A 25,374-nucleotide genomic window follows, 5' to 3' on the forward strand; every position below is an offset into this window, starting at 1 on the left:
CACCCTCTCGCTCGTCCAGGAGTGGGCCGAGCAGGGGGATCTCGCGCCGGAACCCCGCACATTCGTCTCTCCGCCGTACCCGGCGGACCACCGCCCCGGCACGGTCCGCGATCGACACGATCAACAGACCGCAGTCGGACAGCACAACCGGTCGCCGAGCCAGAAGGCCGACGTCCGCTCCAGGGAAGGACCCTTCGTGAGCGACACCACCGATCTGATGGGCGTGACTGCCGACAAGAACGTCGACAGCTCCGTGCCCGCCGAAGGTGCTGCCTCGGGCACCACCGCACGGCGCCGCCGCTCCGGCACCGGCCTCGATGGCATGGTCCTGGCCGAGCTGCAGCAGGTCGCGTCCGGCCTCGGCATCAAGGGGACTGCGCGGATGCGCAAGAGCCAGCTGATCGAGGTCATCAAGGAGGCGCAGGCGGGAGGTTCCTCCGCGCCCGCCTCCAAGGCCGCCCCCTCCGCCGACGCGGACGCCGGCACCAAGCCGAAGCGGCGTGCCACGTCCAAGTCGCGTACGGGTGACGAGACCGCAGCCGCGCCGTCCGCCGACAAGGCCGACGCCCAGCAGCAGATCGACATCCCCGGCCAGCCGGCCAACGACGACCAGCCCACGGGCGAGCGTCGCCGTCGCCGTGCCACCGCGCAGGCGGGCAGCCCCGAGACCAAGGCCGAGTCCAGGACGGCGCCGCAGGCCGAGCAGAAGACCGAGCCCAAGGGCGAGGGCCGCCAGGACCGCGCAGACGAGCGCGGCGAGGCGAAGGGCGACGGCAAGGCCGAGTCCGCCGCCGACACCGCTGAGGGCCGCCGTGGCGACCGCCAGGACGGCCGGCGCGGTGACCGCCAGGACCGTGGCGACCGCGGTGACCGCCGCGACCGCCAGCGCGACCGGCGCGGCAAGGGCGACGACCAGGGCCAGCAGGGCGGCGGACGCCGTCAGGGCCAGCAGGGCGGCGGCGGCCAGGGCCAGAACCAGGGCGGCCAGGGCCAGGGCCAGCAGGGCGGCGGCCAGCAGGACGACGGTTACGACGACGAGGGTGGCCGGCGCGGCCGCCGGGGCCGCTACCGCGACCGCCGCGGCCGTCGTGGCCGCGACGAGTTCGCGACCGACGTGCAGGTGGCCGACGACGACGTCCTGATCCCCGTCGCGGGCATCCTGGACATCCTCGACAACTACGCGTTCATCCGGACCTCCGGTTACCTGCCGGGCCCGAACGACGTGTACGTCTCGCTCGCCCAGGTCCGCAAGAACGGCCTGCGCAAGGGTGACCACGTCACCGGTGCGGTGCGCCAGCCCAAGGACGGCGAGCGCCGCGAGAAGTTCAACGCGCTCGTCCGCCTCGACTCCGTCAACGGCATGGCGCCGGAGACCGGCCGCGGCCGTCCCGAGTTCCAGAAGCTGACGCCGCTGTACCCGCAGGACCGGCTCCGCCTGGAGACCGACTCCAACGTCCTGACCACCCGGATCATCGACATGGTCGCCCCGATCGGCAAGGGCCAGCGAGGCCTGATCGTGGCCCCGCCGAAGACCGGTAAGACGATGATCCTGCAGGCCATCGCCAACGCGATCACGGTCAACAGCCCCGAGTGCCACCTGATGGTCGTCCTGGTCGACGAGCGTCCGGAAGAGGTCACCGACATGCAGCGGTCGGTGAAGGGCGAGGTCATCTCCTCGACCTTCGACCGTCCCGCCGAGGACCACACCACGGTCGCCGAGCTCGCCATCGAGCGCGCGAAGCGCCTCGTGGAGCTGGGCCACGACGTCGTGGTCCTGCTGGACTCGATCACCCGTCTGGGCCGCGCCTACAACCTGGCGGCGCCCGCTTCCGGCCGCATCCTGTCCGGTGGTGTCGACTCGACCGCGCTCTACCCGCCGAAGCGCTTCTTCGGTGCAGCGCGCAACATCGAGGACGGCGGCTCGCTGACCATCCTGGCCACCGCGCTCGTCGAGACCGGCTCGCGCATGGACGAGGTGATCTTCGAGGAGTTCAAGGGCACCGGCAACATGGAGCTCAAGCTCGACCGGAAGCTCTCGGACAAGCGCATCTTCCCGGCGGTGGACGTGGACGCGTCCAGCACCCGTAAGGAAGAGATCCTCCTGGGCAGCGACGAGTTGGCCGTGGTCTGGAAACTGCGCCGGGTGCTTCACGCCCTCGACCAGCAGCAGGCCATCGAACTGCTCCTGGACCGCATGAAGAAGACACAGTCCAACGCGGAGTTCCTGCTCCAGATCCAGAAGACGACGCCGGGTAACGGCAACAGCAACGACTGACGCCGCGTCAGTAGGCTCGTGGAACTGCCCTCGTCACTCCGGTGACGAGGGCAGTTTCACGTTGTACTATCAGCAGGCTGTTTGTGGGGGGGAACGTATTTTCTATACGCCCACTGTGTTGCGATTCCAGTGGGAGTTTCTCTCCCTTCGAGTTCAACTGCCCGGCGCCGCAATCGCGTTGCGCCGGGTCGATCGAAGGGATTCTTTTCAGTGACATCTGGCAGACGGAAGGGCTCCACGGCCTTCTCCGCGGTCGTTGCCGCGATCGCCCTGGGCACCGCGGCCCTGTCGGCCGCACCAGCGCAGGCAGACGCGCATCAGCCGTCGGCGAAGCAGAGCGTCCAGCCTCGTACGACGGCGTCGCAGGCGGAACTCCTGGCCACCGTGAAGGGCTCGGCGGCGCAACTGTCCCGCGGCGAATCCGGTGATTCCCGCGAACCCGTCAGCACGCCCGCACCCGAGGCTTCCGGACGGTCGGCCGACCCGAAGATCATCGGAGGTACCGCCGCCACGCTCGGCGAGGCCCCGTGGATGGTTCAGCTGCACTACTACGACGACAAGGGCACCACCGACACGGCGGACGACGAGGGCTACTTCTGCGGTGGCACGCTCGTGGCCCCCGCGAAGGTCCTCACCGCCGCGCACTGTGTGGACGGGCTCGACTGGAAGTCCAACGGAGCCGTGCTCGGCGGCACCACCCGGCTTCCGGAGGCCGGTGACGTCCACGGAGGCACGGTGGCCGGTGTCTGGCGGCAGTGGGTCCACCCCGACTACGACGACGCCTACCTCGACAACGACGTCGCCGTACTGACACTGGGCTCCGCGCTCCCGTACCAGACGCTTCAGCCCGCGGCCTCCGGTGACACGGCGCGCTACAAGACCGGCACGCCGGCGACCGTCTACGGCTGGGGGCGCACCAGCTCCACCAGTGACGACATCTCGCCCGTCCTGCTCAAGGCATCCGTGCCGGTGCAGGCCGACTCCGCCTGCTCCGGATACTTCGGCGGCGAGTACACGGCGGAGAAGATGGTGTGCGCGGGCCAGGCGGCCACCGGCCAGGACGCCGGCACCGTCTCCCCTTGCAACGGCGACTCCGGCGGCCCGCTCGTGGTCAACGGCCGGATCGCCGGGGTCGTCTCCTGGGGCGTGGCGGACTGCGTTGCCTCGGGTGCCTACGGGGTGTACGCCAAGACCGCCACGTTCGCGGGTGAGGTGAACCCGCGTATCGACGACGCCAACCTCAACTTCGACGACAGGGCGGACCTGTTCGCCCGCGCGTCGACCGGCGAGGGCTTCAACTACTACTCGCGGGGCACCTCGGTCGGCGACCGTGAGTCGGTGGGCGACTGGCAGGGCATCGACCTGGTGCGTCAGGCCGACGTGAACCGCGACTTCTACCAGGACTACGTCTACCGCAACTCGGCGGGCGAGCTGTACTGGTGGGGTTACGACAGTGCCGCCGAGGCATACCAGGACCACAAGATCGGGCCGGGCTGGGGCAGTCTGCGCAACATCACGCTCACCGGCGACGTGACGGGGGACGGCTACGTCGACCTGACGGCGAACGACTCGGCGGGCGCGCTGTGGATGTGGGCGGGCCGTGGCAACGGCACGTTCGCGCCCAAGGTCCGGGTCGGCGTCGGCTGGAGCACCTACCAGGTGTACGGCAGGGGCGACTACAGCGGCGACGGCAAGCCTGACCTGATCGCCCGTGACGCCGGCGCGGTGCTCTGGATGTACAAGGGCACGGGCTCCGCGTCCGCCCCGTTCTCCGGGCGGGTCAAGGTCGGCAGCGGCTGGAACTTCACCGCGTACGCCACCACCGGTGACGTGACGGGCGACGGCCGTGCGGACTTCATCGTCCGTGACACCGCGGGCGAGCTCTGGGCCTACAAGAGCACGGGCTCCGCCACGGTCCCGTTCGCCACTGCGGCACGAGTCAAGCTCGGCGTCGGCTGGGGTTCGTACAGCCTGCTCGGCTGACCGGGCTCACTCGGCGGGTACACGGACCGGCCCCGGACCCATGTGGTCCGGGGCCGGTCCCGTGTCCGGGGCCCGGCGCGGCATCGCATGGCACGAGGAGACCTTGCCCACAACGGAACCACCGGCCGGGCACCGTGAAGCGGCAGGGGTGAGATCCGTGAATCCGCAGGTGGGAAGTGTGACCCGGACCCCGCCCCGGTGCGTGGCGGGCACTCGTCGCCGCCCGGTCGCCCATGTCGGGCGACCGGGCGTGTATGCAACCCTTTTCCCTGCTTCGGCTCCGGCGCAGTGCCGGCCAGCCACGACTGAATCTCCTGGCAGGGGACCAGGGAGCACCGCCGACCGAGGGAGCCCCATGAGCGAGCAGAGCAGGAGCACCGGCCGAATACGCGGCACCGGCAGCCGCCGGAGGACGCCCTCCACAGGGCGCCGCGTGAAGACCGTCGCCCTGTGGAGCGCCGCCGCCCTCGTGGTCGTCGGAGGATCCGGGCTCGGATACGCCTACTACACGCTCAACGGGAACCTGAAGGGCGTCGACATCAACGCCGCCCTGGGCACGGACCGCCCCGACGACGTGGACGACGGCTCGCAGGACATCCTCGTGCTGGGCTCCGACTCCCGCTCCGGCGCCAACTCGGAGTACGGCAAGGACGAGGGCTCCGCGCGGGCGGACACCGCCATGGTCGTGCACGTCGACGAGGGCCACACCTCCGCGAGCGTGGTCTCGATCCCGCGTGACACCCTCGTCGACCGCCCCGCCTGCACGAGCGACACGACGGGTGAGCAGGTCGGCGCGGAGCGTCAGACCATGTTCAACTCGGCCTACCAGGCGGGCGGGCCCGCCTGCGCCGTGAAGACCGTCGAGGCGATGTCCGGCATCCGCATGGACCACTACCTCGAGGTCGACTTCACCGGGTTCAAGAAGCTGGTCGACGAGCTGGGCGGCGTGAAGATCACCACCGCACAGGCGATCGACGACCCCGACAGCCACCTCGCGCTGAAGCCCGGCCCCCACACGCTGAGCGGGGAGCAGTCGCTCGGCCTCGTCCGGACCCGCCACGCCGTCGGTGACGGCAGCGACCTCGGCCGCATCCAGCTCCAGCAGGCCTTCGTGAAGGCCCTGATGGACCAGGCGAAGAGCGTCGGGGTGTTCTCGAACCCGAAGACGCTCTTCGGGCTTGCCGACACCGCGACCAGGACCGTCACCACCGACTCCGAACTGGCCTCGGTCAAGAAGCTCACCGGCTTCGCGAACGGACTCAAGGGCCTCGGCTCGAAGAACGTCGACATGGTCACGCTGCCGGTGGAGTACGACCCGCAGGACCCCAACCGCGTGCTTCCCCAGAAGAAGGCCGGGCAGCAGGTGTGGGCGGCGCTGAAGCAGGACAAGCCGGTGCCGGCGTCCGCCACCGCGAAGTCGGCGGGTGACAAGGGCGGGGCGGGAAAGGTCGTCCGGTAGGGCACATTCCGCCGCACGCGCACCTTCCGTCACACAACGGTCGCGGAACGTTCCCCGGACGCGCGGGAATACACACGGCGGGGTCCTCGTTTTGGGAGATACGGCCGGTCCTGGCAGACTGGTACGTCGGTCCCGGTTCACGTACGCGCAATCCGCGCGAACGACCCGGAGCCCTCCCGAACCTAGGAGACACCTTGAAGCGCGAGATTCACCCCCAGTACGTCGAGACGCAGGTCAGCTGCACCTGTGGTGCGTCGTTCACCACCCGGAGCACCCTCGACGGCGGCGCCATCCGCGCCGACGTCTGCTCCGAGTGCCACCCGTTCTACACGGGCAAGCAGAAGATCCTCGACACCGGCGGCCGTGTGGCCCGCTTCGAGGCCCGCTTCGGCAAGGCTGCCGGCTCCGCCAGCAAGTAGCGAGCCACTGCGCCGGTTCCCGACGCCCTCCAACGGGCGCCGGGACCGGCGTTTTTCCGGCTGTGCCACCGGACGCGCCCCGGCGGCGCACGACCGGCAGCACGCCGTCCAGCAGGCCCGCAGACGTATGACGCAGAAACCAGGAGCCCGAAGATGTTCGAGGCGGTCGAGGAACTGATCGGCGAGCACGCCGATCTCGAGAAGAAGCTCGCCGACCCGTCGGTGCACGCCGACCAGGCCAACGCGCGCAAGCTCAACAAGCGCTACGCGGAGCTGACCCCGATCGTCTCCACGTACCGGTCCTGGAAGCAGACCGGCGACGACATCGAGACCGCCCGCGAGTTCGCCGCCGACGACCCGGACTTCGTCGCCGAGGTCAAGGTCCTGGAGAAGCAGCGCGAGGACATCACCGAGAAGCTGCGGCTCCTGCTGGTCCCGCGCGACCCCAGCGACGACAAGGACGTGCTGCTGGAGATCAAGGCCGGAGCGGGCGGCGACGAGTCCGCCCTCTTCGCCGGCGATCTGCTGCGCATGTACCTGCGCTACGCCGAGCGCGTCGGCTGGAAGACCGAGATCATCGACTCCACCGAGTCCGAGCTCGGCGGTTACAAGGACGTCCAGGTCGCGGTGAAGACCAAGGGCGGCAACGGCGCCACCGAGCCGGGCCAGGGCGTGTGGGCCCGGATGAAGTACGAGGGCGGCGTGCACCGCGTGCAGCGCGTGCCCTCCACCGAGTCCCAGGGCCGTATCCACACCTCGGCCGCCGGAGTGCTCGTCACGCCCGAGGCGGAGGAGGTCGACGTGGAGATCCACGCCAACGACCTGCGGATCGACGTCTACCGCTCGTCCGGCCCCGGCGGCCAGTCCGTCAACACGACCGACTCCGCCGTCCGCATCACGCACCTGCCGACCGGCGTCGTCGCCTCCTGCCAGAACGAGAAGAGCCAGCTCCAGAACAAGGAGCAGGCCATGCGCATCCTGCGGTCCCGGCTGCTGGCCGCGGCCCAGGAGGCAGCCGAGCAGGAGGCCTCCGACGTGCGCCGCAGCCAGGTGCGCACCGTGGACCGTTCCGAGAAGATCAGGACGTACAACTTCCCGGAAAACCGGATCTCGGACCACCGCGTCGGCTTCAAGGCGTACAACTTGGACCAGGTGCTCGACGGTGACCTCGACGCGGTCATCCAGGCCTGCGTCGACGCAGACTCCGCCGCCAAGCTCGCCGCCGCGTAAGCACCACCGCCCGCCCCGCCCGTGACCCCGTACGGAGAACCGCGATGAACCTGCTGCTCGCCGAGGTGGCCCAGGCCACCCAGCGGCTGGCCGACGCCGGTGTCCCCTCACCGCGATTCGACGCCGAGGAACTCGCCGCGTTCGTGCACGGGGTCAAGCGGGGCGAGCTGCACCACGTGCCGGACACCGACTTCGACGCCCGCTACTGGGAGACCGTCGCGCGCCGCGAGGCCCGCGAGCCGCTCCAGCACATCACCGGCCGCGCCTTCTTCCGCTACCTGGAACTCCAGGTCGGCCCCGGTGTGTTCGTCCCCCGCCCGGAGACCGAGTCCGTCGTCGGCTGGGCGATAGACGCGGTCCGCGCGATGGACGTCGTCGAACCGCTGATCGTCGACCTCTGCACCGGATCGGGCGCCATCGCGCTCGCCATGGCGCAGGAGGTGCCGCGCTCGCGCGTGCACGCCGTGGAGCTCTCGGAGGACGCCCTGAGGTGGACCCGGAAGAACGCCGAGGGGTCCAGGGTCACCGTCCACCGCGGCGACGCCCTGAGCGCCCTTCCCGAGCTCGACGGCCAGGTCGACCTGGTGATCTCCAACCCGCCCTACATCCCGCTCACCGAGTGGGAGTACGTGGCGCCCGAGGCACGCGACCACGACCCGCAGATGGCGCTCTTCTCCGGCGAGGACGGACTCGACACCATCCGTGGCATAGAGCGCACCGCGCACCGGCTGCTCCGCCCGGGCGGGCTCGTCGTCATCGAGCACGCCGACACCCAGGGCGGCCAGGTGCCGTGGATCTTCACCGAGGAACGCGGCTGGGCCGACGCCGCCGACCACCCCGACCTCAACAAGCGCCCCCGGTTCGCGACGGCCCGCAAGGCCATGCCGTGACCACGGGGACACCCACACCGCGCGACCCCCATCCGTACATGTCCGAGGAGGCCGGCTGATGGCACGGCGATACGACTGCAACGACGCGACCGACCGTACGACCGGCCTGCGTGAAGCCGCGTCGGCCGTCCGCCGCGGCGAGCTGGTCGTGCTGCCCACCGACACCGTCTACGGAATCGGTGCGGACGCCTTCAGCTCCGAGGGGGTCGCCGACCTGCTCGACGCCAAGGGCCGCGGCCGCAACATGCCGACCCCTGTCCTGATCGGCTCCCCGAACACGCTGCACGGCCTGGTCACCGACTTCTCCGAGCAGGCCTGGGAGCTCGTCGACGCGTTCTGGCCCGGCGCCCTCACACTCGTCGCCAAGCACCAGCCCTCGCTCCAGTGGGACCTCGGCGACACCCGCGGCACCGTCGCCGTGCGCATGCCCCTGCACCCGGTCGCCATCGAGCTGCTCACGGAGGTCGGTCCGATGGCCGTCTCCAGCGCCAACCTCACCGGACACCCCTCTCCCGAGGACTGCGACGCCGCCCAGGAGATGCTCGGGGACAGCGTCTCCGTCTACCTCGACGGCGGCCCGACCCCCGGGATCGTCCCGTCCTCGATCGTCGACGTCACCGGGAAGATCCCTGTGCTGCTGCGGGCCGGCGCTCTCACGGTCGAGGAGCTCCGCAAGGTGGTACCCGACCTCGAGGTGGCCAATTGACCGCCCCTGAGGGGCGTGGCATAGCGGGGCGGCACGACACTTTCCGCATCCTCCACGTCAGCACCGGCAACGTCTGCCGCTCGCCCATCACCGAGCGGCTGACCCGCCATGCCCTCGTGGACCGCCTCGGCGATCCGCTGAGCGGCGGCCTCATCGTGGAGAGCGCGGGCACCTGGGGACACGAGGGCGCGCCCATGGAGGCCAACGCCGAGGTCGTCCTCGCCGACTTCGGCGCCGACGCCTCCGGATTCGTCGGCCGGGAGCTCCTCGACGAGCACGTGATCCGCGCCGACCTGGTCCTCACCGCCACCCGGGACCACCGTGCCCAGGTGATCTCCATGGGCCACTCGGCCGGCCTGCGCACCTTCACGCTCAAGGAGTTCACCCGGCTGGTGCGGGCCATAGACACCGCGACGCTCCCCGACGCCCGGGAGGAGGGCGTGGTCGAGCGCGCCCGGGCCCTGGTGCGCGCGGCGGCTGCCCTGCGCGGCTGGCTGCTGGCCCCCACCGCGGAGGCGGACGAGGTGTACGACCCGTACGGCGCCCCGATCACCTTCTTCCGCTCCATCGGCGACGAGATCAGCCAGGCGCTCGATCCGGTGATGACGGCGCTGACCGGCGTCCGCGCACCGCACTGAGCCGTCCGCGTACCGCACCGACCGGAGCCCCCGCCACCGCACCCGCGCGGTCCGCACCCGCACGCTCCGCGCCGGGTGCGCCGACCGGCGTAGAGGCCCGCACGGGAGCGGGCAGGCGGCCGTGGGCGGGCCTACATTGGATCTGACGCCAGTGCACCCCTCCCTCAGGCCCGGAGCCGTCAGATGCCGGTCACCACTCCAGCCGCACCCGCAGCCGTGTCACCGCCCTCCCCGCAGGACACCGCCATGCCGCAGGACTTCGGTGCCCTGCTCCGCCAGGACCCCGAGATCGGAGCCGTCCTGCTGGCCGAGGCCGGCCGGCAGTCGAGCACCCTCCAGCTGATCGCCGCCGAGAACTTCACCTCGCCCGCCGTCCTCGCGGCCCTCGGCTCCCCGCTCGCCAACAAGTACGCCGAGGGCTACCCCGGCGCCCGGCACCACGGCGGCTGCGAACAGGCGGACGCCGCCGAACGCGTCGCGATCCGGCGGGCCACGTCGCTGTTCGGCGCCGAGCACGCGAACGTCCAGCCGCACTCCGGCTCCTCCGCGGTCCTCGCCGCGTACGCCGCCCTGCTGCGCCCCGGCGACACGGTGCTGGCCATGGGGCTCCCGTACGGCGGCCACCTCACCCACGGCGCCCCGGGGAACTTCTCCGGACGCTGGTTCGAGTTCGCCGGATACGGCGTCGACCCCGACAGCGGGCTCATCGACTACGCGCAGGTGCGCGCCCTGGCCAGGGCGCGGCGCCCCAAGGCGATCGTCTGCGGCTCGATCTCCTACCCCCGGCACCCCGACTACGAGCAGTTCAGGGAGATCGCCGACGAGGTGGGCGCCTATCTGATCGCGGACGCCGCCCACCCGATGGGGCTGATCGCCGGGGGAGCGGCGCCGAGCCCGGTGCCGTACGCCGACGTGGTGTGCGCGACCACGCACAAGGTGCTGCGCGGACCGCGCGGCGGGATGGTCCTCTGCGGCGCCGAGCTGGCCGAGCGCATCGACCGCGCGGTGTTCCCGTTCACCCAGGGCGGCGCACAGATGCACACGGTCGCGGCGAAGGCCGTCGCGTTCGGAGAGGCGGCGGCCCCCGGTTACGCGGTCTACGCCCATCGGGTCGTCGCCCACGCCCGCGTGCTGGCGGCCGCCCTGGAGTCCGAGGGCTTCGAGATCACCACGGGCGGCACGGACACCCACATCGTCGTCGCGGACCCCGCCCCGCTCGGTGTCGACGGCCGCACGGCCCGCGAGCGCCTCGCCGCGGCCGGTATGGTCCTGGACACCTGCGCCCTGCCCTACGGGGACACGCGGGGGCTCCGGCTCGGCACCGCCGCCGTCACCTCCCAGGGCATGGACGAGGACGACATGGCGAGCATCGCGGCGCTGTTCGGCGCCGTCGTGCGGGAGGAGGGCGACGCGGGCCGGCTGCGGGCCGGGGTGCGCGGACTGGCCGTTCGCAATCCGCCGTACCCCGGGTAGGCGGTGTGAAGCGGGTATGTGCAACCAACACCCGTGGCTCGGTGTCCTCGCTCTTGAGACTAGGGTGTGGGGCTGAGACGGCCGGCGAAATCTGTGGGGCAGCCCGTGCGTGATTACCTGCTGACGCTCTGTGTCACGGCAGCGGTTACCTATCTGCTGACCGGACCTGTGCGTAAGTTCGCCATCGCGATCGGGGCGATGCCCGCGATCCGTGCGCGTGACGTGCACCGAGAACCGACACCCCGGCTCGGTGGCATCGCCATGTTCGGCGGACTGTGCGCGGGGCTGATCGTCGCGGACCACCTGTTCAACCTGAACAGCGTCTTCGAACTCTCCAACGAACCCAGGGCGCTGCTCTCCGGTGCGGCGATGATCTGGCTGATCGGCGTCCTGGACGACAAGTTCGAGATCGACGCGCTGATCAAACTCGGCGGACAGATGATCGCCGCCGCGGTCATGGTCATCCAGGGCCTGACGATCCTGTGGCTGCCCATCCCCGGTGTCGGCACGGTCGCGCTCACCCAGTGGCAGGGCACCCTGCTCACGGTCGCCCTGGTCGTGATCACCATCAACGCGGTCAACTTCGTGGACGGCCTGGACGGCCTCGCCGCCGGCATGGTGTGCATCGCGTCCGCGGCGTTCTTCCTGTACACCTACCGCCTCTGGTACGGGTACGGGATCGAGGCAGCCGCCCCCGCGACGCTCTTCGCCGCGATCCTGATGGGCATGTGCCTCGGCTTCTTGCCGCACAACATGCACCCCGCCCGGATCTTCATGGGGGACTCCGGGTCGATGCTGATCGGTCTCGTGCTGGCCGCCGGCGCGATCTCCGTCACCGGTCAGGTCGACCCGGACACCATGAAGCTCTTCGAGGGCAGCGAGCGCCAGGCGACCCACGCGATGCTCCCGGTCTTCATCCCGCTGCTGCTGCCCCTGACGATCATCGCGATCCCGGCGGCGGACCTGATCCTCGCCATCGTGCGCCGCACCTGGAACGGCCAGTCGCCGTTCGCGGCCGACCGCGGGCACCTGCACCACCGGCTGTTGGAGATCGGGCACTCGCACAGCAGGTCCGTGCTGATCATGTACTTCTGGTCCGCGCTCATCGCGTTCGGCGCCGTCGGGTACTCCGTGCACTCCGCGTCGCTCTGGATCGTGCTGGTCATCGTCGGCCTGAGCGCCGTCGGCCTGGTCCTCCTGCTCATGCCGCGCTTCACCCCGCGCGCCCCGCGCTGGGCGGAGGCCTTCGTGCCGCCGCGCTACCGGCGCCGCAGGCGCGCGGGCCACGACTACGAGGACGCCGACGGCACCCCGGAGGGCCAACACGGTTCGGAGGACTCGCAGATGGCCTCCCGGACCCCTGAACGGCCCCCGGCGGCGGTCGGTGTGTCCGGCGTCAACGGAGCGACCGCGATCGGCCCCCGTTCGCGCTTCCCGGATCGGGACCGCGCCGACTCGTCGCGCTAGAGGATCGGACGCGGAAGCCCAATACCAGACAATGCGCCGTGATGTTCTGCACACACGCGCGAAGTAACTCTCAAGTGTGACAGCTGGCACACTTTCTGAGTAAAGACCTCATCAAATAGTTTGTGATACCGTTCACGAACCCGGTGACGGAGCCGAAGGACCTGAGTAGCACGGTCCATTGGCCCGAAGCATCGACTCGGACCGGGCCTACGCTCGTCCCTGACGACCACTGACCACCCCCTGCAAAGCGGAGTAACCGCCATGCCGTCCAACGACGTCCGGACTCTCCTCCACACCGCCGTGCCCACTGCTGCCGCCGGTGTCGTCACCGTTGCCGTCAGCGCTGCGCTCGCCGGCGGCAAGGGAGCGATCGGCGCGGCGGCCGGGGCGCTGGTGGTGATCCTCTTCATGGGGATCGGTCTCGGTGTTCTGCAGCGCACCGCGAAGTCCATGCCGCATCTGTTCCAGTCGATGGGGCTCCTGCTCTACACGACCGAACTCCTGCTGCTCTTCGTCTTCGTGGCCGCGTTCAAGAACACGACGCTCTTCAACCCGCGGGCCTTCGCCGCATCGGTGATGGTCGCGACGCTCGTGTGGGTCGCGGCGCAGATCCGTGTTCACATGACGACCAAGATCCTCTACGTCGAGCCGGACTCGTCCGCGGGCAGGAAGCCCGAGAACATGGGGTCCTCGACGTGAGGGGTAGGGCCGGGATAAGCGAGCGTTCGAGACCCTGCTATCGTCCGGTGCCAACTGCGGCACTGCGGGCGAGGGCATCAAAATCGGCGCCTGCTGCATCTCGAGGCGTAATGCCTGAGCCGCCCCCCATCCGTAACACCAGTCCAGTGCCGACCAGCGGCTGCTTGCCGCGCCGACACAACGAGGTTGCCGTACCTATGCGCCACGCTGAAGGAGCCCGCGGTGAGTGCTGACCCGACGACGGTGCTCGCCTTCGAGACCGACTGCCACATCTTCGACGGATGCGGCTTCCCGGCTCCTGGCCTGCACTCCTTTGTTTTCGAGCCGATGTTCACCGTCGGCGGCATCGAGATCAACAAGCCGATGCTGCTGGCGGTCCTGAGCACCGTTGTCGTCGTCGGCTTCTTCTGGGCGGCTTTCAACAAGCCGAAGGTGGTGCCCGGAAAGCTCCAGATGGTCGCCGAGGCGGGTTACGACTTCATCCGCACCGGTGTGGTGTACGAGACGCTCGGCAAGCGCGAGGGCAAGAAGTACGTGCCCCTCATGGTCTCGCTGTTCTTCTTCATCTGGATCATGAACCTCTGGGCGATCATTCCGCTCGCCCAGTTCCCGGTGGTCTCGGTCATCGGGTTCCCGGTGGCGCTGGCCGCGATCGTGTACATCCTGTGGGTCAGCCTGACCTTCAAGCGGCACGGCTTCGTCGGCGGCTGGAAGAACATCTCCGGCTACGACCCGTCGATCGGCCCGGCTCTCCCGTTCGTCATGCTCATCGAGATCATGTCGAACCTCCTGATCCGGCCGTTCACCCACGCCGTGCGACTCTTCGCCAACATGTTCGCCGGCCACGTGCTGCTGCTGATCTTCACGATCGCCAGCTGGTACCTGCTGAACGGCATCGGCATCGCGTACGCGGGTGTCTCGTTCGTGATGACCATCCTGATGACCGCCTTCGAACTGTTCATCCAGGCGCTGCAGGCCTACGTGTTCGTCCTTCTGGCCTGCAACTACATCCAGGGCGCTCTCGCCAAGGAGCACTGAGCAGCCCGGCACCACCCCCGATAGTCGTCCGGTGGCCAACCCCCACCGGTTCTGAAAGAGAAGGAAGAAACGGCATGTCCGCTCTTGAGACCCTCGCCGCCGTCAACATCACGGGCAACCTCGGTTCCATCGGCTACGGCCTGGCCGCGATCGGCCCCGGCGTCGGCGTCGGCATCATCTTCGGTAACGGCACCCAGGCGCTGGCCCGTCAGCCCGAGGCTGCCGGCCTGATCCGCTCGAACCAGATCCTCGGCTTCGTCCTCTGTGAGGCGCTCGCCCTGATCGGTCTCGTCATGCCCTTCGTCTACCCGGTCGACTAAGTCGCGGCATTCCGACTGCCCGATGCGACGAAAGGCATTGATGTGAACGCCCTACAGCTGGCGGCCGAGGAAGAGATCCAGAACCCGCTGCTCCCGGCGATCCCTGAGATCATCATCGGCCTGATCGCCTTCGCCATCGTCTTCGGCTTCCTCGCCAAGAAGCTCCTCCCGAACATCAACAAGGTTCTGGAAGAGCGCCGCGAGGCCATCGAAGGCGGTATCGAGAAGGCCGATGCGGCCCAGACCGAGGCCCAGAGCGTTCTTGAGCAGTACAAGGCTCAGCTCGCCGAGGCCCGTCACGAGGCCGCCCGCCTGCGCCAGGAGGCGCAGGAGCAGGGTGCCGTCATCATCCAGGAGATGAGGGCGGAGGGTCAGCGGCAGCGCGAGGAGATCATCGCCGCCGGCCACACCCAGATCGAGGCCGACCGCAAGGCCGCGGCGTCCGCGCTGCGTCAGGACGTGGGCTCCCTCGCCACCGCCCTGGCCGGCAAGCTCGTCGGCGAGTCCCTCGAGGACCACGCCCGGCAGAGTGGCACCGTCGACCGTTTCCTCGACGAGCTCGAGGCGAAGGCCGAGGCCGTCCGATGAACGGAGCAAGCCGCGAGGCACTGGCTGCCGCACGCGAGCGTCTCGACGCACTGACCGACTCCACGTCGGTCGACGCGGCGAAGCTCGCCGAGGAGCTGGCAGCCGTCACCGCGCTGCTCCACCGCGAGGTGTCGCTGCGCCGGGTCCTCACCGACCCGTCGCAGGGCGGCGAGGCCAAGGCCGAGCTGGCCGGACGACTGCTGCGCGGTCAGGTGGGCGGCGAAGCCGTGGACCTGGTCTCCGGCATGGTCCGCTCACGCTGGTCGCAGTCGCGTGACCTGGTCGACTCGGTCGAGGAACTGGCGAACACCGCAGACCTCACCGCGGCCCAGCGCGCGGGTGCGCTCGACGACGTCGAGGACGAGCTGTTCCGGTTCGGCCGGATCGTCGCCTCCGACGTGGCACTGCGCTCGGCCCTGACCGACAAGGCGGCTCCGGCCTCCGCCAAGAGCGGGCTGCTCCACGGCCTGCTCGGCGGCAAGGCCCAGCCGGTCACCGAGCGCGTGATCACGCGCCTCGTGACCCAGCCCCGAGGACGTAGCCTGGAGACGGGACTCGACTCCCTGTCCAGGCTCGCCGCGGAGCGCCGGGACCGCATGGTCGCCGTCGTCACCTCTGCGGTGCCGCTGTCCGACCACCAGAAGCAGCGCCTCGGCGCCGCGCTGGCGAAGATCTACGGCCGTCAGATGCACCTGAACCTGGACGTGGACCCCGAGGTCCTCGGCGGGATCTCGGTGCGCGTCGGTGACGAGGTCATCAACGGCACGATCGCGGAGCGCCTCGAAGAGGTCACCCGCAGGATGGCCGGCTGACAGCGCGCAGCGCCCGCACAGCACCAACTGAACGAGCAAGAACAGCGGCCCGGTTGGGCCGTGCAGAAATTGCAGAAGATTCCTGGGGGTCGCCCCCAGACCCCCTTAAGAAACTTCGGGCCCAACAAGGAGAGCAGGGAACCCAGATGGCGGAGCTCACGATCCGGCCGGAGGAGATCCGGGACGCACTGGATAACTTTGTCCAGTCGTACCAGCCGGACGCGGCCTCGCGCGAGGAGGTCGGAACGGTCAGCGTTGCCGGCGACGGCATCGCGAAGGTGGAGGGTCTTCCCTCCGCCATGGCGAACGAGCTGCTGAAGTTCGAGGACGGAACCCTCGGTCTCGCCCTCAACCTCGAGGAGCGCGAGATCGGTGCGATCGTCCTCGGCGAGTTCAGCGGAATCGAGGAGGGCCAGCCGGTGCAGCGCACCGGTGAGGTGCTCTCCGTCGGCGTAGGCGAGGGCTACCTCGGCCGCGTCGTCGACCCGCTCGGCAACCCGATCGACGGTCTCGGCGAGATCGCGACCGAAGGCCGTCGCGCCCTCGAGCTGCAGGCCCCTGGCGTCATGGTCCGCAAGTCGGTGCACGAGCCGATGCAGACCGGCTACAAGGCCGTCGACGCCATGGTGCCGATCGGCCGCGGCCAGCGTCAGCTGATCATCGGCGACCGCCAGACGGGTAAGACCGCTCTGGCCGTCGACACGATCATCAACCAGCGCGACAACTGGCGCTCGGGCGACGTGAACAAGCAGGTGCGCTGCATCTACGTCGCCATCGGTCAGAAGGGCTCCACCATCGCCTCCGTGCGCGGTGCCCTCGAAGAGGCCGGCGCGCTCGAGTACACGACGATCGTCGCCGCCCCGGCGTCCGACCCGGCCGGCTTCAAGTACCTGGCGCCGTACACCGGTTCGGCCATCGGCCAGCACTGGATGTACGACGGCAAGCACGTCCTCATCATCTTCGACGACCTCTCGAAGCAGGCCGACGCCTACCGCGCCGTGTCGCTTCTGCTGCGCCGTCCGCCGGGCCGCGAGGCCTACCCGGGCGACGTCTTCTACCTGCACTCGCGTCTGCTGGAGCGCTGCGCCAAGCTCTCCGACGACATGGGCGCCGGTTCGATGACGGGCCTCCCGATCGTCGAGACCAAGGCGAACGACGTGTCGGCGTTCATCCCGACCAACGTCATCTCCATCACCGACGGCCAGTGCTTCCTGGAGTCCGACCTGTTCAACGCGGGTCAGCGTCCGGCGCTCAACGTCGGTATCTCGGTCTCCCGAGTCGGTGGCTCCGCCCAGCACAAGGCCATGAAGCAGGTCTCCGGCCGACTGCGCGTGGACCTCGCCCAGTTCCGCGAGCTGGAGGCGTTCGCCGCCTTCGGTTCCGACCTGGACGCGGCTTCCAAGGCGTCGCTGGAGCGCGGTAAGCGCATGGTCGAGCTGCTGAAGCAGCCGCAGTACGCACCGTTCCCGATGGAGGAGCAGGTCGTCTCCGTCTGGGCCGGCACCACGGGCAAGATGGACGACGTCCCGGTCGAGGACATCCGCCGCTTCGAGGGTGAGCTGCTGGAGTACCTGCGCCGTGAGCGCAAGGACCTCCTGACCAGCATCGCCGAGGGCGGCAAGATGTCCGACGACACGCTGCAGTCGATCGCCGACGCGATCGCCGCCTTCAAGCAGCAGTTCGAGACCTCGGACGGCAAGCTCCTGGGCGAGGGCTGATCGATGGGCGCTCAGCTTCGCGTTTACAAGCGCCGCATCCAAGCCGTCACCGCGACCAAGAAGATCACCAAGGCGATGGAGATGATCGCCGCCTCGCGCATCGTCAAGGCGCAGCGCAAGGTGACGGCGTCGATGCCGTACGCGACCGAGCTCACCCGTGCGGTGACCGCGGTGGCGACCGGCTCGAACACCAACCATCCGCTCACCACCGAGGCCGAGTCCCCGGCCCGGGCGGCGGTCCTGCTCCTCACGAGCGACCGCGGTCTGGCCGGCGGCTACTCCTCCAACGCCATCAAGGCGGCGGAGCGGCTGAGGGAGCGGCTGGCGGCCGAGGGCAAGGAGGTCGACACCTACATCGTCGGCCGCAAGGGTGTCGCCTACTACGGCTTCCGCGAGCGCAAGGTCTCGGAGTCGTGGACCGGGTTCACCGACAGCCCCGAGTACTCGGATGCCAAGAAGATCGCCGAGCCCCTCATCGCGTCCATCCAGAAGGACACGGCCGAGGGCGGCGTCGACGAGCTGCACATCGTCTTCACGGAGTTCGTGTCGATGATGACGCAGAACGCGGTCGACGGCCGGATGCTGCCGCTCTCGCTCGACGAGGTCGCGCAGGAGAGCACCGAGAAGGGCGAGATCCTTCCGCTGTTCGACTTCGAGCCGTCGGCCGAGGACGTCCTCGACGCCCTTCTGCCGCGCTACGTCGAGAGCCGCATCTACAACGCACTGCTGCAGGCCGCCGCTTCCGAGCACGCCGCCCGCCGCCGTGCGATGAAGTCGGCGACCGACAACGCCGGGGACCTGATCAAGAGTCTCTCCCGGCTTGCCAACGCGGCCCGCCAGGCCGAAATCACCCAGGAAATCAGCGAGATCGTCGGCGGTGCAGGTGCGCTGGCCGACGCGTCCGCGGGGAGTGACAAGTAATGACGACGACAGTTGAGACGGCCGCTGCCACGGGCCGCGTCGCCCGGGTCATCGGCCCGGTCGTCGACGTGGAGTTCCCCGTCGACGCGATGCCGGAGATCTACAACGCCCTGCACATCGAGGTCGACGACCCGGCCGAGGCCGGCGCTCGTAAGACGCTGACCCTCGAGGTCGCCCAGCACCTGGGTGACGGCATGGTCCGCGCGATCTCGATGCAGCCCACCGACGGTGTGGTCCGCCAGGCCCCGGTGACCAACACGGGCACGGGTATCACCGTCCCGGTCGGTGACATCACCAAGGGCAAGGTGTTCAACACCCTCGGCCAGATCCTGAACGAGCCGGAGGCCGAGGCGCAGATCACCGAGCGCTGGCCGATCCACCGCAAGGCCCCGGCCTTCGACCAGCTCGAGTCCAAGACCGAGATGTTCGAGACCGGCCTGAAGGTCGTCGACCTGCTGACCCCGTACGTCAAGGGCGGCAAGATCGGTCTGTTCGGTGGTGCGGGCGTCGGCAAGACGGTCCTCATCCAGGAAATGATCATGCGTGTGGCGAAGCTGCACGACGGTGTGTCGGTGTTCGCCGGTGTCGGCGAGCGCACCCGTGAGGGCAACGACCTCATCGACGAGATGACCGACTCGGGCGTCCTGGAGAAGACCGCGCTGGTCTTCGGCCAGATGGACGAGCCGCCGGGCACCCGTCTGCGGGTCGCGCTGTCCGCCCTGACCATGGCGGAGTACTTCCGCGATGTGCAGAAGCAGGACGTGCTGCTCTTCATCGACAACATCTTCCGCTTCACGCAGGCCGGTTCCGAGGTCTCCACGCTGCTCGGCCGTATGCCGTCCGCAGTGGGTTACCAGCCGACCCTGGCCGACGAGATGGGTGTGCTCCAGGAGCGCATCACCTCGACGCGTGGTCACTCGATCACCTCGATGCAGGCGATCTACGTCCCCGCGGACGACCTGACCGACCCGGCCCCGGCCACCACGTTCGCCCACCTCGACGCGACGACGGTTCTCTCCCGTCCGATCTCCGAGAAGGGCATCTACCCGGCCGTGGACCCGCTGGACTCCACGTCCCGCATCCTGGACCCGCGTTACATCGCGCAGGACCACTACGACACGGCCAGCCGCGTCAAGGGGATCCTGCAGAAGTACAAGGACCTCCAGGACATCATCGCGATCCTCGGTATCGACGAGCTGGGCGAGGAGGACAAGCTCGTCGTCCACCGTGCCCGTCGCGTCGAGCGCTTCCTGTCGCAGAACACCCACGCCGCCAAGCAGTTCACCGGCCTGGACGGTTCGGACGTCCCGCTCGACGAGTCGATCGCCGCGTTCAACGCGATCTGTGACGGGGAGTACGACCACTTCCCCGAGCAGGCGTTCTTCATGTGCGGTGGCATCGAGGACCTCAAGGCCAACGCCAAGGAGCTCGGCGTCTCCTGAGCCTCCGGCTCACCGAGGGGGGTGGGTGTGTCCCGCCCCCCTCACCACGCCCCGTAGAATCGAACCGACACCCGGCACGACCGCCGGGTGGTGACCCGAGGAGCCACCCTTGGCTGCTGAGCTGCATGTCGAGCTGGTCGCCGCGGACCGCAGTGTCTGGTCCGGCGAGGCCACCCTCGTTGTCGCACGTACCACGTCCGGCGACATCGGCGTCATGCCCGGTCACCAGCCGCTCCTGGGTGTGCTGGAATCGGGCCCCGTGACGATCCGTACGAGCGACGGCGGGACTGTCGTCGCCGCTGTGCACGGCGGTTTCATCTCGTTCGCGGACAACAAGCTCTCGCTGCTTGCGGAGATCGCTGAGCTTGCCGACGAGATCGACGTCCAGCGCGCCGAGCGCGCGCTGGAGCGTGCGAAGTCCGACACGGACGCCGGCGCCGAGCGCCGCGCGGACGTGCGACTGCGTGCGGTGGCGGCGCACTGAGCGCCCCCACGAGGAGTTTTTGACTCAGCCGCGGCCCGAGCTGGAGAGATCCAGACCGTGTCGCGGCTGAGGCGATGCAGGTGCGGTCCGGTATGGCTCGGTTCGGTGTTCGTTACTCGACGATGCGAGGAGGTCGGTGGAGATGGTCCTCGCGTTGTGGCTGGGCGGCCTGGTCGTCGTGCTGGTCGCGGTGGGTCTGTTCGTCTTCGGTCTGCGCAGGCGGCTGATCCAGCGCTCCGGCGGCACCTTCGACTGCAGTCTGCGCTGGGACATCCCGCCGGAGCCCGACCCGTCCGGCAAGGGCTGGGTGTACGGCGTCGCCCGGTACAGCGGTGACCGCGTCGACTGGTTCCGGGTCTTCTCCTACTCGCCCCGTCCGCGCCGCGGGCTGGAGCGCTCCGCCATCGAGGTGGTCGCGCGCCGGCTGCCCGAGGGCGAGGAGGAGCTGGCGCTCCTGTCGGATTCCGTCGTGCTCGGCTGCCTCCACCGGGGTACCCGCCTGGAGCTGGCGATGAGCGAGGACGCCCTGACCGGCTTCCTCGCCTGGCTGGAAGCGGCACCGCCCGGCCAGCGAGTCAATGTGGCCTGAACAGGGGTGCTCGCTGGTTGGGGGTCCTCCCGGACGGAGTCCGGGGGAGGGCCGAACACGGCTGAGCAGGGGCTGTAGCTGGCGGTCGCCGGTCCCCTCGGACGGAGTCCTGGTGAGTACCGGGCTCTGAGGGGCCGCAGAGCATACGAAAACCGGGGAGACAGGGGGCGGACCTGTCTCCCCGGCGCTTTTTCCGGGGTGGTGCGGCCTCGTGGGGGGTGGCTCGAGGCTCCTGCGGGGCCGCTAGTTGAGGCCGTTGTCCATCGCGGTCACGAGCTCACCGTTCGCGGTGTCACCGCTGAACTCCCAGAAGAACGCCCCGCCGAGACCCTGGCTGTTCGCCCAGGCCATCTTGGACGTGATCGTCGCCGGGGTGTCGTAGCTCCACCAGTTGGTGCCGCAGTGGGCGTACGCCGTGCCGGCGATCGTGCCGGTGGCGGGGCAGGTGTTCTTGAGGACCTTGTAGTCCTCGTTGCCCGCCTCGTAGGTGCCCGGGGCCGCACCGGTCGCGGTGCCGCCGGGGGCGGACTGGGTGACGCCGGTCCAGCCGCGGCCGTAGAAGCCGATGCCCAGGAGCAGCTTCGAGGCCGGGACGCCCTGTGCCTTCAGCTTTGCGATGGCGGCGGCGGAGTTGAAGCCCTCCTGCGGGATGCCGGTGTACGAGGTCAGCGGCGAGTGCGGGGCCGTCGGGCCCTTGGGTGCGAAGGCGCCGAAGAAGTCGTACGTCATCACGTTGTACCAGTTCATGGACTGGGCGGCGCCGGCGTAGTCGGCCGCGTCGATCTTGCCGCCCGTCGAGCCGTCCGCGGTGATCGCCGCGGTGACCAGGTTGTTGGCGCCGAACTTCGTCCGCAGGGCGGAGGCGACGTTCTTCAGTGCTGCCGGGCCGCTGGTGTCACAGGTGAGACCACAGGCGTTGGGGTACTCCCAGTCGATGTCGATGCCGTCGAAGACATCGGCCCAGCGGGGGTCCTCGACCAGGTCGTAGCAGGACTGGGCGAAGGCGGCGGGGTTCTGGGCGGCCTGCGGGAAGCCACCGGACCAGGTCCAGCCACCGAACGACCAGAGGACCTTGATGTGCGGGTACTTGGCCTTCAGCTTGCGCAGCTGGTTGAAGTTGCCGCGCAGCGGCTGGTCCCACGTGTCGGCGACGCCGTCGACCGACTGGTCGGCGGTGTAGGCCTTGTCGTAGTCGGCGTAGGAGTCACCGATGGTGCACTTGCCGTTCTGGACGTTGCCGAAGGCGTAGTTGATGTGCGTGATCTTCGCGGCGGAGCCCGAGGTCACCAGGTTCTTGACGTGGTAGTTGCGCCCGTAGACGCCCCACTCGGTGAAGTAGCCGAGGTTGACCTTGTCGCCGGTGCCGGGGCCCGGGTCGGTGGTCCCGGTGGTGCGCACGGCCACCGAGGCGCTGACCGGGCCGGTCTGGTCGGCGGTGTCGCGGGCCTGCACCGTGTACGAGTAGTCGGTGCCCTTGGTGAGGCCGCTGTCGGTGTACGTCGTCGTGGTGACGGTCGCGACCTTGGCGCCGTCGCGCAGGACGTCGTAGTTCTTGATGCCCTTGTCGTCCGTGGCGGCGGCCCAGCTGAGCTTCGCCGAGGTGTCCGTCACGTTGCTCGCGGTCGGGGTGCCGGGCTTCGACGGGGCGTTGTCGCCGGGGACGCTGCCGCCGCCGTCACAGGAGGCGCCGTTCAGCTTGCAGCCGGCGGGGGAGCCGGTGCCGGTGCCGTTGAAGCCGAAACTGACACTGGCGCCCGGGGCGACGGTGCCGTTCCAGCCGAGGTTCTTCGCGGTCCAGTGGTTTCCGGAGCTGGTGACGGTGGCGTCCCAGGCGGAGCCGGCCGCGGTGCCTGAGGGGAAGTCCCACTCGATCGTCCAGGATGAGAGGGCGGTGGTGCCGGTGTTCTTCACCGTCCACTGGCCCTCGAAGCCGCTGCCCCAGTCCGACTTCTTGACGTAGGTGGCGGTCGCGGAGGTGGCGGCCTCGGCGGGTGAGGCCAGGCCCACCATCGCGGCGAGCGGCAGCAGCAGCGCGGTGAGGCCCGCGACCGCCTTCGACCGGGTGGTCGGGCCGGTTCCGCGTCTCCATCTGAGTCCGGATCCGCGTAGGGGATTGTCAGTGCTCAACGGTGCTCCTCGGGTGAGGTACGGCTAACGGGGATGGTCCGTGGGACTGCAAACCCTGCGTCGCCCTGAGCCCGCTTTTCATGGCGTACTCACCGCAGTGTGTCCGGTGAGATTAGGAAGGTCTGGACCAATCGTCAAGAGGTCCAGACCAAAGTTTCCACGGATGTCCTCAGAGCCCCAACTCCTGCGCGAGCACTGCCGCTTGCACCCGGCTGCGCAGCGCCAGCTTTCCCAGCAGGCGGCTGACGTGTGTTTTGACCGTGGCCTCCGCCATCGAGAGCCGCCCCGCGATCTCCGCGTTCGACAGCCCTCCACCGATACAGCCCAGCACCTCCCGCTCCCTGCGCGTCAGCGCGTCCAGCACCTCGCGTCCCGGCCCGTCCGCCCCGCGCGGTGAGGTGGCCCCGGCGAACTCCTCGATCAGCCGGCGCGTCACGGCCGGGGCGATCAGACCCTCGCCGCGCGCCACCGTGCGTACGGCGTCCAGCAGGTCCTCGGCCTCGGTGTTCTTCAGCAGGAAGCCAGAAGCGCCCGCGCGCAGGGCGCCGAAGACGTACTCGTCCAGGTCGAACGTCGTCAGCACCAGGACGTCCGCCAGCTGCTCCGCCACGACCAGCCGTGTCGCCGACACCCCGTCGAGCCGGGGCATCTGCACGTCCATCAGCACGAGGTCCGGGCGCAGTTCACGGGCGAGGCGCACGGCCGCCTCGCCGTCCGCCGCCTCACCGACGACCTCGATGTCCGGCGCGCTGCCCAGGATCAGGACCAGGCCCGCCCGCACGGCCGACTGGTCCTCGGCTACCAGTACCCGGATCGTCATGTGTGCCACTTCCTCTCCCCGACGGGCAGTTCGGCCCGCACCAGCCAGATCTCCACGCCGTCGCCCCGGGGCCCGGGCCCCGCCCCGATCGTCCCGCCCAGCAGCGCCACCCGCTCCCGCATTCCCACCAGACCGGCCCCCGAACCGGGCGCCCGCGGTCCCGGCCGGTCGCCGAACACGCTGCTCACCTCCACCGTGAGCACCGTGGGCGACCGCCCCAGCCGAACCGTCACCGGGCCGGGCGCCGCGTGCTTCAGGGCGTTCGTCAGCGCCTCCTGGACGATGCGGTACGCCGCCAGCTCCACCGGTGCGGGCAGCGGCCCGGACTCCCCGCGGCCGTCGTCCAGGCTGACGGTGAGCCCGCTGGACGCGGAGTTCGCGCCGGCCTGCGCGACGAGGACGTCGACGGAGGCGAGGGTGGGTGCCGCGCCCGGCGGTCCGTTCGCGCCGCTCTCCCGCAGCAGCCCGATCAGCCGTCGCATCTCGGCCAGCCCGTCGACGCTGTTCCGCCGGATCACCCCGAGGGCCTCACGGGAGGTGTCCGGTTCATCGATGGAGAGCGCGGCGGTGGAGTGGATGGCTATCGCGGACAGGTGGTTGGCGACCATGTCGTGCAACTCGCGTGCCATCCGGGACCGTTCGGCGTTCACCGCCTGGACCCGGTCCATCTCGGCCAGCAGAGCGGTCTGGTCGGCGCGCAGCCTGGCCGCCTCCGCCGCGTCGCGGTGGTTGCGCACGCCGGCACCGGTCAGGGCGGGGACGAAGAGGACCAGCCCGGCCGCCACGGCGATCACCAGGGCTTCGGGGGTGCGGTACCAGGCGAAGAAGCCGACGGAGACGGCGACGGTGACGAGGAACGTGGCCACCGGGATCCGCCGGGCCGTGACCGGACTGCCGTACACCACGGCCGCGTACATCAGATCGGTGTACATCACGACGGTCGCCAGGCTGCCCGTCGTCAGCTGGTCCGCGACCAACGCGAGCGTGCCGGTCGCCAGTGCTGCCTGGGGGCGGGTGCGGCGCAGCAGCTCGGCACCGGCCGTCACCGCGAGCGGCACGAGCGCGGCCTGGTGGGCGGCGACCACACGGCCGCCCTGGGTGTGCAGGCCGACCGCCCAGAGCAGCAGCCCGCCCGACAGGCCGATGACCGCGATCAGTACGTCGTGGCGGTGCGGCCGCGGAGAGATGAGCACACGGCCATCCAACACGGCACGGGCCGGCGTCGCGTCCGTACACGGGGTGAGGCGCGGCTACATCGAAGGATGCAGTCGTGATT

23 protein-coding genes are annotated in these 25,374 nt (G+C 69.7%); 20 read left to right on the forward strand and 3 right to left on the reverse strand.

Annotated elements, in window-relative coordinates; genetic code table 11:
* Positions 1–196: 196 nt before the first annotated feature.
* The 20 genes from rho (at position 197) to AB0I83_RS07550 (ending at position 21,151) form a co-directional block, all read left to right on the forward strand.
* Positions 197–2,275, forward strand: a complete 2,079-nt coding sequence (gene rho, locus AB0I83_RS07455) for a transcription termination factor Rho (protein WP_363303928.1) — start codon at positions 197–199, stop codon at positions 2,273–2,275.
* 210 nt (positions 2,276–2,485) lie between these two features.
* Positions 2,486–4,258: a trypsin-like serine protease gene (locus tag AB0I83_RS07460; protein WP_363303929.1), complete on the forward strand. Its 1,773-nt coding sequence runs from the start codon at positions 2,486–2,488 to the stop codon at positions 4,256–4,258.
* A 355-nt stretch (positions 4,259–4,613) separates the two neighbouring features.
* Complete coding sequence (locus AB0I83_RS07465) at positions 4,614–5,717, forward strand: LCP family protein (RefSeq protein WP_363303931.1); 1,104 nt, start codon at positions 4,614–4,616, stop codon at positions 5,715–5,717.
* 194 nt (positions 5,718–5,911) lie between these two features.
* Complete coding sequence (rpmE, locus tag AB0I83_RS07470) at positions 5,912–6,136, forward strand: 50S ribosomal protein L31 (protein ID WP_031091482.1); 225 nt, start codon at positions 5,912–5,914, stop codon at positions 6,134–6,136.
* Positions 6,137–6,289: 153 nt separating this feature from the next.
* Complete coding sequence (gene prfA / locus AB0I83_RS07475; protein WP_356530862.1) at positions 6,290–7,366, forward strand: peptide chain release factor 1; 1,077 nt, start codon at positions 6,290–6,292, stop codon at positions 7,364–7,366.
* A 44-nt stretch (positions 7,367–7,410) separates the two neighbouring features.
* Positions 7,411–8,256, forward strand: coding sequence for a peptide chain release factor N(5)-glutamine methyltransferase (prmC, locus tag AB0I83_RS07480; RefSeq protein WP_356530864.1), 846 nt, complete (start codon positions 7,411–7,413; stop codon positions 8,254–8,256).
* Between the two features lie 58 nt (positions 8,257–8,314).
* Positions 8,315–8,962, forward strand: a complete 648-nt coding sequence (locus tag AB0I83_RS07485; protein ID WP_203182475.1) for an L-threonylcarbamoyladenylate synthase — start codon at positions 8,315–8,317, stop codon at positions 8,960–8,962.
* Complete coding sequence (locus tag AB0I83_RS07490) at positions 8,959–9,600, forward strand: protein-tyrosine-phosphatase (protein ID WP_356530867.1); 642 nt, start codon at positions 8,959–8,961, stop codon at positions 9,598–9,600. Before AB0I83_RS07485 ends, AB0I83_RS07490 begins: the two co-directional genes overlap by 4 nt.
* 183 nt (positions 9,601–9,783) lie before the next feature.
* Positions 9,784–11,073, forward strand: a complete 1,290-nt coding sequence (glyA, locus tag AB0I83_RS07495) for a serine hydroxymethyltransferase (protein WP_363303932.1) — start codon at positions 9,784–9,786, stop codon at positions 11,071–11,073.
* 93 nt (positions 11,074–11,166) lie between these two features.
* Positions 11,167–12,540 carry an MraY family glycosyltransferase gene (locus AB0I83_RS07500; RefSeq protein ID WP_363303933.1) on the forward strand — a complete coding sequence of 458 codons (1,374 nt, stop codon included), beginning with the start codon at positions 11,167–11,169 and terminating at the stop codon, positions 12,538–12,540.
* Positions 12,541–12,801: 261 nt separating this feature from the next.
* Positions 12,802–13,239 carry a hypothetical protein gene (locus AB0I83_RS07505; protein WP_356530871.1) on the forward strand — a complete coding sequence of 146 codons (438 nt, stop codon included), beginning with the start codon at positions 12,802–12,804 and terminating at the stop codon, positions 13,237–13,239.
* A 222-nt stretch (positions 13,240–13,461) separates the two neighbouring features.
* Complete coding sequence (gene atpB, locus AB0I83_RS07510; protein ID WP_356530873.1) at positions 13,462–14,277, forward strand: F0F1 ATP synthase subunit A; 816 nt, start codon at positions 13,462–13,464, stop codon at positions 14,275–14,277.
* 74 nt (positions 14,278–14,351) lie between these two features.
* On the forward strand, positions 14,352–14,597 hold the full coding sequence (gene atpE / locus AB0I83_RS07515) for an ATP synthase F0 subunit C (RefSeq protein ID WP_014048348.1): 246 nt from the start codon (positions 14,352–14,354) through the stop codon (positions 14,595–14,597).
* Between the two features lie 42 nt (positions 14,598–14,639).
* Positions 14,640–15,185 (forward strand): F0F1 ATP synthase subunit B, encoded by a 546-nt coding sequence (locus tag AB0I83_RS07520; protein WP_356530876.1) that lies wholly within the window; start codon positions 14,640–14,642, stop codon positions 15,183–15,185.
* Entirely contained in the window at positions 15,182–15,997 is an 816-nt protein-coding gene (locus AB0I83_RS07525) for a F0F1 ATP synthase subunit delta (protein WP_356530878.1), read from the forward strand. The genes AB0I83_RS07520 and AB0I83_RS07525 overlap by 4 nt, the downstream gene beginning before the upstream one ends.
* A gap of 146 nt (positions 15,998–16,143) precedes the next feature.
* A complete protein-coding gene (gene atpA / locus AB0I83_RS07530; RefSeq protein WP_356530880.1) occupies positions 16,144–17,715 on the forward strand; it encodes a F0F1 ATP synthase subunit alpha in 1,572 nt (523 codons plus the stop codon).
* 3 nt (positions 17,716–17,718) lie between these two features.
* Positions 17,719–18,636, forward strand: coding sequence for a F0F1 ATP synthase subunit gamma (locus tag AB0I83_RS07535; protein ID WP_356530882.1), 918 nt, complete (start codon positions 17,719–17,721; stop codon positions 18,634–18,636).
* Positions 18,636–20,078, forward strand: coding sequence for a F0F1 ATP synthase subunit beta (gene atpD, locus AB0I83_RS07540; RefSeq protein WP_356530883.1), 1,443 nt, complete (start codon positions 18,636–18,638; stop codon positions 20,076–20,078). Before AB0I83_RS07535 ends, atpD begins: the two co-directional genes overlap by 1 nt.
* Positions 20,079–20,187: 109 nt before the next feature.
* On the forward strand, positions 20,188–20,562 hold the full coding sequence (locus AB0I83_RS07545; RefSeq protein ID WP_014154046.1) for a F0F1 ATP synthase subunit epsilon: 375 nt from the start codon (positions 20,188–20,190) through the stop codon (positions 20,560–20,562).
* 142 nt (positions 20,563–20,704) lie between these two features.
* On the forward strand, positions 20,705–21,151 hold the full coding sequence (locus AB0I83_RS07550; RefSeq protein WP_356531214.1) for a DUF2550 domain-containing protein: 447 nt from the start codon (positions 20,705–20,707) through the stop codon (positions 21,149–21,151).
* A 243-nt stretch (positions 21,152–21,394) separates the two neighbouring features.
* Here the strand turns inward: AB0I83_RS07550 and AB0I83_RS07555 are convergent, their stop codons facing one another.
* The 3 genes from AB0I83_RS07555 to AB0I83_RS07565 form a co-directional block, all read right to left on the reverse strand.
* Positions 21,395–23,278, reverse strand: a complete 1,884-nt coding sequence (locus AB0I83_RS07555) for a glycoside hydrolase family 18 chitinase (protein WP_363303935.1) — start codon at positions 23,276–23,278, stop codon at positions 21,395–21,397.
* Between the two features lie 169 nt (positions 23,279–23,447).
* Entirely contained in the window at positions 23,448–24,098 is a 651-nt protein-coding gene (locus AB0I83_RS07560; RefSeq protein WP_356530885.1) for a response regulator transcription factor, read from the reverse strand.
* On the reverse strand, positions 24,095–25,291 hold the full coding sequence (locus AB0I83_RS07565) for a histidine kinase (protein WP_363303936.1): 1,197 nt from the start codon (positions 25,289–25,291) through the stop codon (positions 24,095–24,097). Before AB0I83_RS07565 ends, AB0I83_RS07560 begins: the two co-directional genes overlap by 4 nt.
* Positions 25,292–25,374 lie beyond the last annotated feature (83 nt).

The sequence above is a fragment of the Streptomyces sp. NPDC049970 genome (assembly GCF_040660235.1).
Taxonomy (GTDB): domain Bacteria; phylum Actinomycetota; class Actinomycetes; order Streptomycetales; family Streptomycetaceae; genus Streptomyces.